The organism is Micromonospora sp. AKA38 (assembly GCF_027925725.1).
In the GTDB taxonomy this organism is placed as follows: domain Bacteria; phylum Actinomycetota; class Actinomycetes; order Mycobacteriales; family Micromonosporaceae; genus Micromonospora.
This window is the reverse complement of sequence record NZ_BNEI01000005.1, coordinates 1,840,369-1,854,666: the sequence shown is the minus strand read 5'-3', so window position 1 is coordinate 1,854,666 and position 14,298 is coordinate 1,840,369. Positions and strand designations below refer to the sequence as shown.

Sequence of the window (14,298 nt, the reverse complement as noted above, 5' to 3'; positions counted from 1 at the left end):
CGCCCGCCACCGTCGGATGACGGCGACGGGCGGTCCGGCGCTCAGGTGGCGCCGAGCAGGGTCACCACACCGGCGGCCACCAGCACGCCGGCCCACAGCCGGTCGACGTTGAACCAGGCCCGGCGCAGCACGCCGACGCCGAGCACCTCGTACACCAGCAGCGCGACCGTCAGCGCGACACCGAGCATGGCCCCGGTGTGCACGGCCGCCGCGGCGAGCCCGGTCAGCGCGCCGGCCGGCGCGGCGGCCAGGTGCCCGGCGTGCGGCCCGGCGCCGACCGCCGGCTCGGCGAGCAGCACCGGCAGCAGCATCAGCCCCGCGCCGTGCGCCGCCGACATCAGGAACGACCAGGCGGTGAGCTGGGCCGCCGACAGCCGCATCCCGGCCCAGCGGAAGTGCCGGTCGGACAGCAGCCGCCACAGCCCGAACCCGACCAGCAGCACCCCGCCGCCGACCGCGACCGCCGTGCCGGCCGTCACCGAGCGGGTGGCGCTGACCAGCGCGGCGACCACCGCCACCGACGCCAGGTGCCCGGCCGCGATCGGCGGCAGAGCGGCCAGCAGCGCGGCCCGACGGCGTTCCTGCAGGCCCCGGGCCACCGCGAACAGCCAGCCCATCGCCGGGTTCAGGCCGTGGAACGCGCCGAGGCCGACAAGCGCCGCCCAGGTCGCGCCGGTCACGGGAAGCAGTACGAGTCGGACGAGGCGTCGCCGCCCTGCAACCGGGTCTGGTGCACCCGCCGGCCGCGGAACTCGTCCCCGCGCGGGAAGAACCGCGGGTCCGGCACGAGGCCACCGTGCTCCTCGTCGACGTCCAGCTTCGCCACCCAGGCGCCCACGCCGTCGGGATAGAACTGGTCGTCCCAGGCCCCGTAGAGCGAGTTGCTGACGTAGACGCGGCGGCCGTCGCGGCTGATCTCCACCATCTGCGGGCCGCCGGCCAGCGGCTCGTCCGGGAACGCCGGGTGCGGGGTGCGGTCGACGATGCCACCGAGGCGCACCGAGCCGACCCGCACCGGGTGGAACGGGTCGCTGACGTCGTAGCGGATCAGCTCGCCGGTGCCCCAGCAGGAGACGTGCAGGAACCTGTCGTCCACCGACAGGTCGATGTCGGTGACCAGCGGCGGCACCGCCCCGAACGGTTTGAGCAGCTCGGGCAGGTCCGCCGCGTCGGCCGGCTCGGCCGGGATGTCGATCACCTTGGTCACCGCCCAGGCGTCGCCGTCGCGGTGCCACAGCCAGACCGAGGCGGACAGGTCCTCGACGCTGATCACCACGCCGACGAAGCCGTACGACTTCGTCGGGTCGTGCGCGGGGCGCAGCTCCAGCGCCATCTGGTACGCGTCGCCGAGGTCGACGCGTTGCACGTGCCGACGCTTCGCCAGGTCCCAGAAGTGCAGCGCGTGCCCGTAGCGGCGACCGAGCAGCAGCTCGCCGACGATGCCGTCCTCGATCATCGACGGGGTGCCCCACTCGCTGGTGACCAGCACGTCCTGCGTGTAGTGCCACCAGAAGTCGTACGCCAGGAACTGCGGTCCCCGGTCGGCCTCCCACGCGCCGCGTACCTCGAACGTGGTGTGGTCGAGCACCGCGATTCCGCCCGGCCCCTCCTCGCCGTCGGCGCCGCCGAGCGCGGAGACGTAGATGCCGTCCGGCCCGCAGTGCACGGTGTGCGGGCGGGAGTACCCGGCGCGCTCGCCCAGCTCTTTCGCCTCGATCACCTTCACCAGCTCGGGCCGGCGCGGGTCGGGCTTGGTGTCCAGCACGTGGATGCGGGACGAGCGCAGGCCGGGCACGATCAGGTAGCGGCGTTCCACGTGCGGGTGCGGCGCGGTCGGGCAGAGCGCGCTGCTGCACGCGTTCCAGCCGAAGTGGTGCAGCTCGTCGCCGGTGTGCGGCAGCTCGGTCCAGCCCACCACCCGGCCGTACGTGTCCGAGTCCGGGTCGGTGTCCAGCACCGCGATCGCGTCCGGTTGCCGCCCGGCGCGGTCGAACGCGGCCACGTACGCCAGCTTCTCGGCCGGCGCGGCGGCGGCCAGCGTGGGGGAGGGGTAGAACGTCGGGTCCGGGGTCCAGCGGGTCATCGGTGCTCCATCATGGTCACGAGGTGGGTACGCCGAGGCGGTCGAGCAGCCGACGGCGCAGCGCGCCGAGGGCCGGGTCGTCGGGGCTCGGGGCGGGGCCGAGGCCCACCGGGACCTCCTCGGCGATCACGCCCCCGTCGAGCAGCAGGACGCGGTCGGCGAGCAGCAGCGCCTCCTCCACGTCGTGGGTGACCAGCAGCGCCGCGAAGCCGTGCTGGGCGCGCAGCCGGCGCAGCAGCCCCTGCATGCGCAGCCGGGTCAGCGCGTCCAGCGCGCCGAACGGCTCGTCGAGCAGCAGCAGGTCCGGCTCCCGGACCAGCGCGCGCGCCACCGCGACGCGCTGCGCCTGCCCGCCGGACAGCTCGGCCGGCCAGGCCCGGCCCCGGTCGGCGAGCCCGACCTCGGCCAGCGCGCGGCCGACCCGGTCGCCCACGCCCGGCCCGGTGAGGCCGAGCGCCACGTTGTCGGCCACCCGCTTCCAGGGCAGCAGCCGGTGCTCCTGGAACACCACCGCGGCGGTGCCGTGCACCGCGTGCTCGCCGCCCGCGTCGTCGTCCAGCCCGGCCAGCACCCGCAGCAGCGTGCTCTTGCCGGAGCCGCTGCCGCCGAGCAGCGCCACCGTCTCCCCGGCGGCGACGGTGAGGTCGACCCCGGCCAGCACCACGGCGGGGCCGAAGGACCGGGTCACCGCGTGGGCGGTGAGCACCGGTGGCGTCAGGTCGCGCGCAGCCCGCGTCGCCACGTCAGCGTCCTCCGTTCCGCGTACCGGATGAGCAGGTCCGAGGCCAGGCCCAGCAACGCGTAGACGAGCAGGCCGAGCACCACCACGTCGGTCTGGCTGAACTCGCGGGCCTCCATCATCAGGAAACCGACGCCGGTCTGGGCGTTGACCTGCTCGCCGACGACCAGGCTCAGCCAGGCCGCGCCGATGGCCAGCCGCAGCCCGAGGAAGAGCGCGGGCAGCGCGCCGGGCAGCACCACGTGCCGCAGCCGCGCCGCCGCACCGAGTCCGCAGGTGCGGGCCGCCTCGACGAGCCGCTCGTCGATGTCGCGGATGCCGGCGTACAGGTTGAAGTAGATCGGGAAGAACGCGCCGAGCGCGACGAGCGTGACCTTCAGCGACTCGCCGATGCCGACCCAGATGATGAGCAGCGGGACCAGGCCCAGGTGCGGCAGCATCCGGGCCATCTGCACCGGCGGGTCGACCAGGTCGTCGCCGAGGCGCAGCAGCCCGGCCGCGGCGCCGAGCGCCACCGCCAGGCCGCCGCCGATGAGCAGGCCGAGCGCGGCGCGGGTGAGCGAGTCGAGCAGGTGCGTGCCGAGCGTGCCGTCGGCGGCCAGCCGCGCCCCGGTGGCCAGCACCGTGCTCGGCGCCGGCAGCTTCTCCGCGGAGAGCAGGCCGACCCGCGCGGCGGCCTCCCAGGCGACCACCAGCGCGACCGGGCTGACCAGCCGCCACCACCGCCGGCCGGTGCGGGCCCGCGGTCGTCGGGGCGCCGGCGACGGTACGGCCGGGGTGGGCGCCTCGGCCAGCGCCGGGCTGGTCACCGGAACGCCTCGGTGAACCGGTCGTCCACCCGGCCGGCGATGTCCACCGGTCCCGGCACCAGCTTCAGCGCCACGAAGCTGTCCGCGATGGCCTGCAACTCCCGGCCGATGTCCGGGGTGACCGGGGCGAGCGGCCGGGCGCTGCGGGCCAGTGCCCGGGTGGTCACGTCCAGCGGGATCTTCAGCTCCGGGGCGAGCACGGCGGCCCGTTCCGCCGGGTGGGCGATGCCCCAGTCGGTGGTCTCGCGGTAGGTGTCCAGGAAGGCCCGGACGTCGTCGGTGCGGTTCTTCACCGCGCCGGGCGCGGCCAGCACGTACTCCCGGTTGCCGGCCAGGCCGGTGGCGTCGGCGAGCACCCGTACGCCGGGCCGCTCGGCCAGCGCGAAGTAGGGGTCCCAGATGATCCACGCGTCGACCTGCCCGTTGTCGAACGCGGGTCGTCCCTCGGCCGGCTTGAGGTACTTCACGTTGAGGTCGGCGAGCGTCATCCGGTTCGCCTCCAGCAGCTTCACCAGCAGCCAGTGCACGTTGGAGCCCTTGTTCAGCGCGACCGTCCGCCCGCGCAGGTCGGCGAAGCTCCGGTACGGGCTGTCCGCCCTGACCAGCACCGCCTCGCCCTGCGGGATGGGCTCGGACGTGCCGATCACGGAGAACGGGATCTTCCCGGCGGCGGCGAAGACCGGTGGGGCCTCGCCCACCTGTCCGATGTCGATGGAGCCGGCCTTGAGCGCCTCGGTGAGCGCGGGGCCGCTCTCGAACAGCGACCAGGTGACGTTCTTCGCGGTGCCGCGCGCCTTGACCAGGCTGAGCCCGCCGAAGCGTTGGTAGCCGATCCGCAGCGGTCCGCCGTCGCCGTCGCGGGCGTCGGCGGCCTCGCCGCCACAGCCGGTCAGCGTCGCGGCGGCGAGCAGCACGAGCGTGGTGAGCAGCGCGGTCACCCGGCGGCGGGGTCTCGACGGGGTACGCATGACGACTCCTCGGAAGGGGTGGGGCCCGGCACCTCGGCGGGCGTCAGCAACCTACCAACCCGATAGGTTTTATGGGTAGTCTGTCGGCGCGGTCGTCCCACCCCTCAGGAGGCGGCCCGCCCGACCCGCGCCGGAGGCCCCCATGTCGCTCACCTTCCACTGGTTCCTGCCGACGTACGGCGACAGCCGGGACATCGTGGGCGGCGGGCACGGTGTGCCGGTGGGCACCGCCGGGGGCGCCCGCCCGGCCGACGTGGCCTACCTCGGCCAGATCGCCCGCAGCGCCGAACAGCTCGGCTTCGTCGGCGCGCTGACCCCCACCGGCGCCTGGTGCGAGGACGCCTGGCTGACCACCGCCATGCTCACCCAGGTGACCGAGCGGCTGAGGTTCCTCGTGGCGTTCCGACCCGGCCTGCTCTCACCCACGCTCGCCGCGCAGATGGCGTCCACCTTCCAGCGGCTCTCCGGCGGCCGGCTGCTGCTCAACGTGGTCACCGGCGGCGAGTCCACCGAACAGCGGGCGTACGGCGACTACCTCGACAAGGACGCCCGGTACGCGCGTACCGACGAGTTCCTGCACGTGGTGCGTGCGCTGTGGCGCGGCGAGACGGTCGACCACGACGGCGCCCACCTGCGCGTCTCCGGCGCCCGGCTGGGCCGGCTGCCCGACCCGGTGCCGCCGGTCTACTTCGGCGGGTCGTCCGCCGCCGCCGGGCCGGTGGCCGCCCGGCACAGCGACGTCTACCTGACCTGGGGCGAGCCGCCCGCGCAGGTGGCCGACAAGCTGGACCGGATCCGTGGCTTGGCCACCGCGGCCGGCCGCGAGCTGCGCTACGGCATCCGGCTGCACGTGATCAGCCGGGACACCGCCGACGAGGCGTGGGCGCAGGCCCGCCGGCTGCTCGACGGCATCGCCGAGGACGACATCCGGGCCGTGCAGGAGGGGCTGCGGCGCAGCGAGTCCGAGGGCCAGCGGCGGATGCTGGACCTGCACGGCGGCTCCCGGGACGGGCTGGAGATCGCGCCCAACCTGTGGGCCGGGGTGGGGCTGGTCCGGGGCGGCGCGGGCACCGCGCTGGTCGGCAGCCACACCGAGGTCGCCGACCGGATCGCTGACTACCACGCGCTCGGCATCGACGAGTTCATCCTCTCCGGCCACCCGCACCTGGAGGAGGCGTACTGGTTCGGCGAGGGCGTGCTGCCGATCCTGCGCCGGCGTGGCCTGTGGCGGCACCCGGCCGGCGAGCCGGCCGTCGAGGCGTCGGTCGGGGTGCCGTTCGCACCCCGGCCGGTGCCGGCCCGGGGCTGAGCCGCCACCGTGGTCAGCGCGGGCGCCGGCCGGCCAGGAAGTCGGCGAGCACCCGGGTGTGCGTGGAGAACGCCAGCTCGACCGGCTCGGTGAGCACCAGCCACTCGGTGGCCTCCTCGGTCGGCGCGGACGGCGGCAGGTCGCCGACCGGCCGCTCGGGCAGCACGCCGAAGACCATCATGGTGCCGCCGGCCGGCGTGCCGTGCACCGCGAACAGCCGCGCCTCGCCGGCCTCGGCGAGCAGCCCGGTCTCCTCGCGCAGCTCCCGCACCAGCGCCTCTTCCCACTCCTCACCGAGCTCGATGTAGCCGCCGGGCAGCGCGAGCTGGCCGCGGGCCGGCTCGATGTCGCGGCGGACGACCACCACGCCGAGCCCGTCGGGCGTGCGGACCGGCAGCACCGCCACCGCCACCGGCAGCGGGTTGCGCCACACCGTCTCGCCGCAGGCCGGGCAGACGCGGGGCCACCCGGCGTCCGCCGGGTAGGCCGCGCCGCAGAAGGAACAGTGCGAGTACGCGGTCACGTCGCGCACGTTACCCGGCCCACCGGCCGCCAAGTTGCCCCGTCGGGTGGCGCACCCGGCGCGGAACCCGGTGCCGGAACCGGGCCGGCCGCCTTCACGCCCGGCCCGCCAACTGCTCGCGTGCCTCCATGAGGGCGAAACCGAGCAGGTTCTCGCCCCGCCACGTCGCCGGGTCGGCGGCACGCGGATCGTCGGCGGTCAGACCGATGCCCCAGACGCGGTCCGTCGGACTCGCCTCGACCAGCACCCGGTCACCGGTGCCGAGCAGGAACCGCCGCAACGGCTCGTCCTGGCCGAACTTGGCCACGCTGCCGGCCACGACGATCTCCCGGCGGCGGGCCACCCATACGGCCTCGTCGAAGTCGCGCACCTGCCGGCCGAGCGCCTTGGCCCGGTGCGGGTGCGTGGCGGCGAGCACCCGCTCGGCGATCGCGTGGTCGTCGAAGAGGGTGGCCTTGTGCCACATCATCCAGTGCTCGGCGGTGGCGAACTCCCGACCGTCCACGGTGAACGCCGCCGGCCACCACTGGCTCAGGCAGCCGGCGCCGACGCCGCCGTCCCGTTGCGGCCGGTGCCCCCAGAAGTGCAGGTATCTCACCGACTGGCCGGCGTCGAGGGCGGCGGTCAGGTCGGCGACGGATCGGATCGGCATGCCCCGCATCCTGCCTGCCCCCACCGACGTTCCGCACGCCGCTTTCCGGGCGGGCCCGTCGAGTCGAGCGGGGGCCCTTCCTCTACCGAATACGTGAGGAAGGGGCCCCGCCTTACCTCAGGGGTGGGTGTGGAAGGCGGCGACCCGCTCGCCGGGGGCGTCCCGCGGGGACCGTCAGGCGCCGAGCCGGCCGGCGACGGTACGCCGCAGCTCGGGCAGCCGGTCGTGCAGCAGACCCGGACACTGCGTGGAGTTGAAGTCCTTGTGCCCGTAGATCTCGGTGGGCGCGATGCCGTACTGCTGGCAGGTGAACGCGCAGAACCAGACCAGGCTGTCCCAGAGCGCCTGCGGCGGCTGCACGTCGAGGTAGATGCCGTCGTTCTCGATGCCGATGGCCTGGCTGTTCTGCCCGACGCAGTGGGCGCCCTGCACCATGCTCTGCCCGTGCAGCAGCCCGTACAGGCTGCCGTGCCGGCCCTCGGTCAGGTAACCGCCCCGGCTGTTGGTGAAGTGCTGCCCGGAGTCGAGCCAGCCGTTGCTGTCCATGTGCAGGTTCTGGATGTCGCGGGAGTTCCGGTAGGCCTGGGTGAGGCTGTAGTCGGTGGTGTTCGGGAACGCGGTGTGATGAATGATGATCTTGTTGGGTCGGCTCTGCACCACGCTCACCGGCGACGACGGGGGACGGGCGCCCCAGGTCGCGCAGTTGGCGATGGTCGGCTGGTCGACCCGGGTGGCGGCGGCCCGGGCGTCGTGGCCGGCGCCGACCTGGGTCAGCGCGCCGGCGCCGGCGGCGGCGCCGAGCAGGACCGCGCCGCGCAGCACGGCCCGCCGGGGGAGAGGAACGGACATCGGGGCCTCCTCGTCGGGTTCGGACACGGCGGCGGGGCGGGCCGCAGCGACCCGCCCCGCCGCAGGGTCAGCAGGTGCCGTTGCAGGCCAGCACGCGGAGCCGGTCCAGCGTGCCGTTCCAGACGTTCTGGTCACCCGGGAACACGCCGGAGGAGGACCACTGCCAGAACGAGTACGTGCCCCAGCCGGCCGGCAGCGTGCCGACGCTGCTGGAGTACCGCGCGATCCACAGCGGGTTGTTGGCCGCGAACTGCGACGTGTTGCCGGTGCAGGTGCTCCACCAGTCGGTGGTGGTGTAGATGGTGGCCCACCGGCCGGTGCGGGCGTAGTACTGGTTGACGAACGAGGCGATCCAGCTCCGCATCGACGCCTGGCTCAGCCCGTAGCAGGTGGCGCCGTACGGGTTGTACTCGATGTCGAGCGCGCCGGGCAGCGTCCGGCCGTCCCGCGACCAGCCGCCGCCGTGGTCGACGAAGTAGTTCGCCTGGGTCGCGCCGGTGGTGGTGTCCGGGCGGGCGAAGTGGTAGGCCCCGCGGATCATCCCGACGTTGTAGGAGCCGTTGTACTGCTGGGCGAAGTAGGCGTTGGTGTAGTACGTGCCCTCGGTCGCCTTGACGTACGCGAACCGGGCGCCGTTGGCCCAGGCGCCGGACCAGTTCACGTTGCCCTGGTAGCTGGAGACGTCCATGCCGGGCAGTCCGGCCGGGGCGGCCTGGGCGGGCGCGGCGCCGGCCAGGGCCGCGGCGGCGGCGGTGACGGTGGCGAGCAGGGCGGCGCCGGCCGCGCGCAGCGCCGATCGCAGGTGACGGTGCATCTTTCCTCCCTGGGGGTTGCCGCCTCGCGGCGGCGGGAGTACCGAAAGGAACTGTCAACATTAGGTCACAGGGTGGAGAAACTTTTCAAGAGACGCATCGAAGATTTTCTTTGAATTCGGGTCAGCCGAGGCTGCCGAGGGCCTCGGCGGCGGCGCGCTCGCCGGCGGTCACCGCGCCCTCCAGGTAGCCGCTCCACCGGGTCGCGGTCTCCGTCCCGGCCCAGTGCACCCGGCCCACCGGCGCGCGCAGCTCCGGGCCGTAGTCACACCAGGAGCCGGGCGACACCATGCCGCAGAAGCAGCCCCGGGTCCACGGGTCGGCCGACCAGTCGTACTCGACGAGGTCCACCGGGTCGGCGGCGGTCGGGCCGAACAGCGTGGCCAGCGCGTCCCGCAACGCGGCTCGGCGCGCCCCGTCCGACAGCCGGCGCAGCGCCCGCGCCTGCGCGCCGTAGCTGAACGCGGTGAGCACCCCGCCCGGCGAGCCGGGCAGCGAGTTGTCCACCGTCTCGGTGAGCGGCCCGGTGTCGGTGGTGGCCACCCCGGAGCGGCCGTCGGCCCGCCAGAACGGCTCCGGATAGCGCGCGTGCACCTTGACCGCCGCGCCCATCGGCATCCGCTGGGTCAGGCCGTCGCGCAGCGCCGGCAGTGGCGGGTCGTACCGGATCCGGCCGGCCAGCGCCGGGGCCACCGCGACCACCACCGCGTCGCCGTGGTGCGCCTGACCGCCGGCGAGGACCCGGACGCCGGTGGCGTCCTGGGCGATCGCGTCCACCGGCGTGTCGAGGCGCAGCCGATCCGGCGGCAGCGCGTCGGCCATCCGCTGCGCCAGCGCCGCCGGCCCGCCGACGATCCGGTCCTGCTGGGCGCCGCCGGCCATGCCGAGCAGCGACCCGACGCCGCCGCCGCTGCGCAGGTAGAACAGCATCTGCAACAGCGACACCTCGGCCGGCGAGGCGGCCAGCAGCCCACCGGCCAGCAGCCGGCCGGCGTACCGGGCGGTGGCCGGGTCGGGCGCGGTGACGGCGAGCCACCCGCCGAGCGTGGTCCGGTCCCACTCCGCCGCCCCGGCGGCCCGCCAGGGCGCGACCGGGTCGACCCCGGCCGCCAGCGCGTCCAGCGTGTCGAGCAGCCCGGCCAGCCCGGCCGGCGGCCCGGCCACCGGCGCACCGTCGAGCACCAGCGTCGCCGCGCCCCGGGCCGGCGAGGGGAACGTCTCCAGGCCGTACGCGGCGACCAGCGCGTACATCCGGTCCTGGGTGGGGCCGATCCACTGCGCGCCGAGGTCGAGCCAGCCACCGCCGGGCAGCGGTCGGCTCAGCGTCCGGCCGCCCACCCGGTCCCGGGCCTCCAGCAGCAGCGACCGCGCGCCGGCCGCCTCGACCGCGAGCGCGCAGGCCAACCCGGAGAACCCCGCTCCCACCACGATCACCCGGCCGTCGCCCACGGCCGGGCATACCCGGATCCCGGCGGGAATCTCGCCCGCCCGGCGTGTCGAGACCGGCGTCCGCCGTTCGTGTGAAGGGTGGAGGGCGGCAGGGGGTCGCCCGTGGTGTCGAGGAGGAACCGTGAAGCAGTACCTGATCAGCATGTACCAGCCGGCCGGCGCGCAGCGGCCGGACCCGGCGTTCCTGGCCGGGGTGATGCGCGAGGTGGAGGCCATCGGCCGGGAGCTGCGGGAGGCCGACTGCTGGGTGTTCGGCGACGGCCTGCACGCGCCGGAGACCGCGACCGTGCTGCGGGCGGCCGGCGACGACGTGCTGGTCACCGACGGGCCGTTCGCCGAGGGCAAGGAGTACCTGGGCGGCGTCACCATCATCCGCGCCCCCGACCTGGACGCGGCGCTGGACTGGGGCCGCCGCTACGCCCGCGCCACCACGCTGCCGATCGAGGTCCGGCCGTTCCAGGGCGAGGGATGACCGCTGTCGAACGCGTCTTCCGGGCCGAGTACGGCCGCGTGGTGGCCATCCTGGTCCGCCTGCTCGGCGACATCGACCTCGCCGAGGAGGCGGTCCAGGAGGCGTTCGCCGTCGCGGTGCGCCGCTGGGCCGTCGACGGGCCGCCGGCGAGCCCGGCCGGCTGGATCGTCACCACCGCCCGCAACCGGGCGATCGACCGGCTGCGTCGCGAGTCCACCCGCGCCGCCCGGCACGCCCAGGCCGCCCTGCTGTACGCCGCCGACCCGCCCGCAGAGGAGGGGCCCGTGACCGACGACCGGCTGCGTCTGATCTTCACCTGCTGCCACCCGGCGCTCGGCCCGGCCGCCCGGGTGGCGTTGACGTTGCGCCTGCTCGGCGGCCTGAGCACCGCCGAGATCGCGCGGGCCTTCCTGGTGCCGGAGTCGACCATGGCGAGCCGCCTGGTCCGGGCCAAGGCCAAGATCCGGAACGCCGGGATCCCGTACCGGGTGCCCCGCGACGCCGACCTGCCGGACCGGCTGCGCGCGGTGCTGGCCGTGGTCTACCTGATCTTCAACGAGGGGCACACGGCCAGCGCGGGGGAGCGCCTGGGCCGTGTCGAGCTGGGCGCCGAGGCGATCCGGTTGGGCCGGCTGCTGGTGACCCTGATGCCGGACGAGCCGGAGGCGCTCGGACTGCTCGCGTTGATGCTGCTCACCGAGGCGCGGCGGGCCGCCCGGACCGGCCCGGACGGGGTGCCGGTGACGCTGCCGGAACAGGACCGCAGCCGCTGGGACCGGACGCTTGTGGTCGAGGGTCAGGACCTGGTGCGCCGCTGCCTGCGGCGGGACCGGCCCGGCCCGTACCAGATCCAGGCCGCGATCAACGCGGTGCACGCGGACGCGGCCACCGCCGCCGCCACCGACTGGGGTCAGGTCCTCGCGCTCTACGACCGGCTGGCAGCCTGCGCGCCGGGGCCGGTGGTGGCGCTCAACCGGGCGGTCGCGCTGGCCGAGGTACGCGGACCGGCCGTCGCCCTGGCCGAGGTGGACCGGCTCGACCTGGCCCGGTACCACGTGTGGCACGTGGTCCGGGCCGACCTGCTGCGCCGCCTCGACCGGCCGGCCGAGGCGCGGGCCGCGTACGACGAGGCGATCGCCGGCACCGGCAACGAGGCGGAGCGGACGTTCCTGCGCCGCCGCCGGGACCGGTTGGCCGGGTAGCGCCACGGCCGGCCGGTTGGCCGGGTGGGGCTACTCGTCGCGCAGCCGGCGCAGGATCCGGGTCAGCTCCGCCCGGTCGCCCGGGTCGAGCGCGCCGAAGAACCGTTCCGCCTCGGTGGCCCGGGCCGCCCGGATGGCGGCGCCGACCCGTTCGCCCTCGGCGGTGGGCGCGACGAGCGTGGCCCGCCGGTCGCCCGGGTCGGGCCGCCGCTCGACCAGGCCGCGCTCCTGGAGGCCGTCGACCACCTCGGTGGCCGAGCGGGGCGCGATGTGCAGGTGCTCGGCGAGCGCGCCGGGGCGTAACGCGCCGTGCCGCAGCAGGACGCCGAGTGCCCGCGCCTGCCCCGGGCTGACCTCCCACGGCTCCAGCGCGCGCTTCGTCTGGTGGCGCAGCCGTCGGGCCACCGCCCAGAACGTCTCGGCCGGGCTCTCCTCGTCGCTGCCGCTCACCCGGAATACGGTAGCAGCCGATCCTGTTGTTCCCTCATGATGAGGTAACCTCAGTATTACCCTCGACGAAGGAGCGCCCCCTTGGATCGCATCCCCGACGGCCGCGGAGCCGGCCGAACCGTGTCCCCCACCGAGAAGGCCCAGGCCCGCGACGTGTCGCTACGCCGCATCGGTGGCCTCTTCACCGCCCACCGCGGCCCGCTCGCCGCCGTGGTGGCGATCATCGTGGCGTCGTCGATCATCGCGATGGCCTCGCCGTTCCTGCTGCGTACCGTGATCGACCGGGCCCTGCCCGACCGCGACCTGACGCTGCTGGCCTGGCTGGTCGCGGCCATGATCGCGGTGGCCGCCGTCACCGCCGTGCTCGGCGTCGTCCAGACCTGGATCTCCACCCGCGTCGGCCAGGAGGTCATGCACCGGCTGCGCACCGACGTCTTCGCCCACCTCCAACGGCAGTCGATCGGCTTCTTCGTGCGCACCCGCACCGGCGAGGTGCAGTCACGCATCACCAACGACATCGGCGGCATGCAGTCGGTGGTCACCTCCACCGCCACCTCCATCGCCGCCAACCTCACCACGGTCGTCGCCACCACCGTCGCCATGGTGGCGCTGAGCTGGCGACTCACGCTCGTCTCGGTGATCGTGCTGCCGCCCGCGCTGTGGCTCACCCGCCGCGTCGCCCGGCTGCGCCGGGAGATCACCGCCCGGCGCCAGCGCGAGCTGGCCGACCTCACCGTCACCATCGAGGAGGGGCTGTCGGTCAGCGGCGTCCGGCTGGCCAAGACGCTCGGCACCGGCGCGGCGCTTGTCGACCGGTTCACCGCCTCCTCGGCCCGCCTGGTCGACCTGGAGCTGCGCTCCGAACTGGCCGGCCGCTGGCGGATGGCCGCCATGACGGTGGTCTTCGCCGCCATCCCCGCCGTGATCTACCTCGGCGCCGGCCTGCCCGGCACCGCCGGCACGCTCACCATCGGCACGCTGGTCGCGTTCACCGCGTTGCAGGGCAACCTGTTCCGCCCGCTGATGGGCCTGCTCAACGTCGGCGTCACGCTGACCGCCTCGCTCGCGTTGTTCGCCCGCATCTTCGAGTACCTCGACCTGCCGGTCGAGGTCGCCGAGCCGGCCCGCCCGACGCCGCTGGACCCGGCCACGGTCCGCGGCCACCTGCGCGTCGAGGACGTCACGTTCAGCTATCCGGGCAGCGACACCGCCGCGCTGGCCGGCGTCACCCTGGACGTGCCGGCCGGCACCAGCCTGGCCCTGGTCGGTGAGACCGGCTCCGGCAAGAGCACGCTCGCGGCCCTGATCAGCCGCCTGCACGACCCGGACGCCGGCCGGATCACCATCGACGGCGTCGACCTGCGCGACCTGCGCCTGGCCGACCTGGCCGCCGTCGTCGGCGTGGTCAGCCAGGAGACGTACCTGCTGCACGCCACGGTGCGCGACAACCTCCGGTACGCCCGGCCGGACGCCACCGACGCCGAGATCGAGGCCGCCGCCCGCGCCGCCCGGATCCACGACCTGATCGCCGCGCTGCCCGACGGGTACGACACCATGGTCGGCTCCCGTGGCCACCGCTTCTCCGGCGGCGAACAGCAGCGCCTGGCCATCGCCCGGACGCTGCTGCGCGACCCGCGGATCCTGGTGCTCGACGAGGCGACCAGCGCGCTGGACACCGAGACCGAACGCGCGGTGCAGCGGGCCCTGGACGAGCTGGCCCGGGGCCGGACCGTGGTGACCATCGCGCACCGCCTCTCCACCGTGCGCGACGCCGACCGGATCGCCGTGCTCGACCACGGCCGCATCGTCGAGTCCGGCACCCACACCACCCTGCTCGACCACCGGGGCCGCTACGCCACCCTGGTCGGCTGACCCCCGCCCCGCCCCGCCACCCGGCGTACCCCGCGCGCCCCGCGCGTGCCCGGCGCGTCGATCTTGGAGTTGTGGCACCTCCGAATTCCCATCAGAAAGAACATTCCAT

The 14,298-nt window shown here is 74.9% G+C and carries 15 protein-coding genes; 4 read left to right on the top strand and 11 right to left on the bottom strand.

What is annotated here, in order from left to right:
- Positions 1-41: 41 nt before the first annotated feature.
- The 5 genes from TPA0908_RS25220 to TPA0908_RS25200 are packed head-to-tail and all read right to left on the bottom strand — an operon-like array spanning position 42 to position 4,599.
- Positions 42-680 carry a hypothetical protein gene (locus TPA0908_RS25220; RefSeq protein WP_281941926.1) on the bottom strand — a complete coding sequence of 213 codons (639 nt, stop codon included), beginning with the start codon at positions 678-680 and terminating at the stop codon, positions 42-44.
- Positions 677-2,083, bottom strand: coding sequence for a selenium-binding protein SBP56-related protein (locus TPA0908_RS25215; protein ID WP_281941924.1), 1,407 nt, complete (start codon positions 2,081-2,083; stop codon positions 677-679). The genes TPA0908_RS25220 and TPA0908_RS25215 overlap by 4 nt, the downstream gene beginning before the upstream one ends.
- A gap of 16 nt (positions 2,084-2,099) precedes the next feature.
- Complete coding sequence (locus TPA0908_RS25210; RefSeq protein WP_281941922.1) at positions 2,100-2,825, bottom strand: ABC transporter ATP-binding protein; 726 nt, start codon at positions 2,823-2,825, stop codon at positions 2,100-2,102.
- Positions 2,798-3,631, bottom strand: coding sequence for an ABC transporter permease (locus TPA0908_RS25205; protein WP_281941921.1), 834 nt, complete (start codon positions 3,629-3,631; stop codon positions 2,798-2,800). Before TPA0908_RS25205 ends, TPA0908_RS25210 begins: the two co-directional genes overlap by 28 nt.
- Positions 3,628-4,599, bottom strand: coding sequence for a sulfonate ABC transporter substrate-binding protein (locus TPA0908_RS25200; RefSeq protein WP_281941920.1), 972 nt, complete (start codon positions 4,597-4,599; stop codon positions 3,628-3,630). Before TPA0908_RS25200 ends, TPA0908_RS25205 begins: the two co-directional genes overlap by 4 nt.
- 142 nt (positions 4,600-4,741) lie before the next feature.
- Between TPA0908_RS25200 and TPA0908_RS25195 the strand changes: the two genes are divergently transcribed.
- Positions 4,742-5,908, top strand: coding sequence for an LLM class flavin-dependent oxidoreductase (locus TPA0908_RS25195; protein ID WP_281941918.1), 1,167 nt, complete (start codon positions 4,742-4,744; stop codon positions 5,906-5,908).
- Between the two features lie 13 nt (positions 5,909-5,921).
- Here the strand turns inward: TPA0908_RS25195 and TPA0908_RS25190 are convergent, their stop codons facing one another.
- The 5 genes from TPA0908_RS25190 to TPA0908_RS25170 all read right to left on the bottom strand — a co-directional run bounded on the left by TPA0908_RS25190 (position 5,922) and on the right by TPA0908_RS25170 (position 10,193).
- Positions 5,922-6,431 (bottom strand): NUDIX domain-containing protein, encoded by a 510-nt coding sequence (locus TPA0908_RS25190; protein ID WP_281941916.1) that lies wholly within the window; start codon positions 6,429-6,431, stop codon positions 5,922-5,924.
- A 94-nt stretch (positions 6,432-6,525) separates the two neighbouring features.
- Positions 6,526-7,083, bottom strand: coding sequence for an NADAR family protein (locus TPA0908_RS25185; RefSeq protein WP_281941914.1), 558 nt, complete (start codon positions 7,081-7,083; stop codon positions 6,526-6,528).
- 174 nt (positions 7,084-7,257) lie between these two features.
- A complete protein-coding gene (locus tag TPA0908_RS25180) occupies positions 7,258-7,932 on the bottom strand; it encodes a peptidoglycan recognition protein family protein (RefSeq protein ID WP_281941913.1) in 675 nt (224 codons plus the stop codon).
- A gap of 67 nt (positions 7,933-7,999) precedes the next feature.
- Complete coding sequence (locus tag TPA0908_RS25175) at positions 8,000-8,746, bottom strand: lysozyme (protein ID WP_281941912.1); 747 nt, start codon at positions 8,744-8,746, stop codon at positions 8,000-8,002.
- 121 nt (positions 8,747-8,867) lie between these two features.
- Entirely contained in the window at positions 8,868-10,193 is a 1,326-nt protein-coding gene (locus TPA0908_RS25170) for a flavin monoamine oxidase family protein (RefSeq protein ID WP_281941911.1), read from the bottom strand.
- 121 nt (positions 10,194-10,314) lie between these two features.
- Between TPA0908_RS25170 and TPA0908_RS25165 the strand changes: the two genes are divergently transcribed.
- Positions 10,315-10,665, top strand: a complete 351-nt coding sequence (locus TPA0908_RS25165) for a YciI family protein (protein WP_281941910.1) — start codon at positions 10,315-10,317, stop codon at positions 10,663-10,665.
- Positions 10,662-11,867 carry an RNA polymerase sigma factor gene (locus tag TPA0908_RS25160; RefSeq protein ID WP_281941908.1) on the top strand — a complete coding sequence of 402 codons (1,206 nt, stop codon included), beginning with the start codon at positions 10,662-10,664 and terminating at the stop codon, positions 11,865-11,867. The genes TPA0908_RS25165 and TPA0908_RS25160 overlap by 4 nt, the downstream gene beginning before the upstream one ends.
- Positions 11,868-11,897: 30 nt before the next feature.
- On the opposite strand, the gene TPA0908_RS25155 is transcribed toward TPA0908_RS25160, so the two are convergent.
- Positions 11,898-12,317, bottom strand: coding sequence for a MarR family winged helix-turn-helix transcriptional regulator (locus TPA0908_RS25155; RefSeq protein ID WP_281941906.1), 420 nt, complete (start codon positions 12,315-12,317; stop codon positions 11,898-11,900).
- Positions 12,318-12,437: 120 nt separating this feature from the next.
- On the opposite strand from TPA0908_RS25155, the gene TPA0908_RS25150 reads away from it, so the two are divergent.
- A complete protein-coding gene (locus tag TPA0908_RS25150; RefSeq protein ID WP_281941904.1) occupies positions 12,438-14,189 on the top strand; it encodes an ABC transporter ATP-binding protein in 1,752 nt (583 codons plus the stop codon).
- The last annotated feature ends 109 nt before the right edge of the window (positions 14,190-14,298 follow it).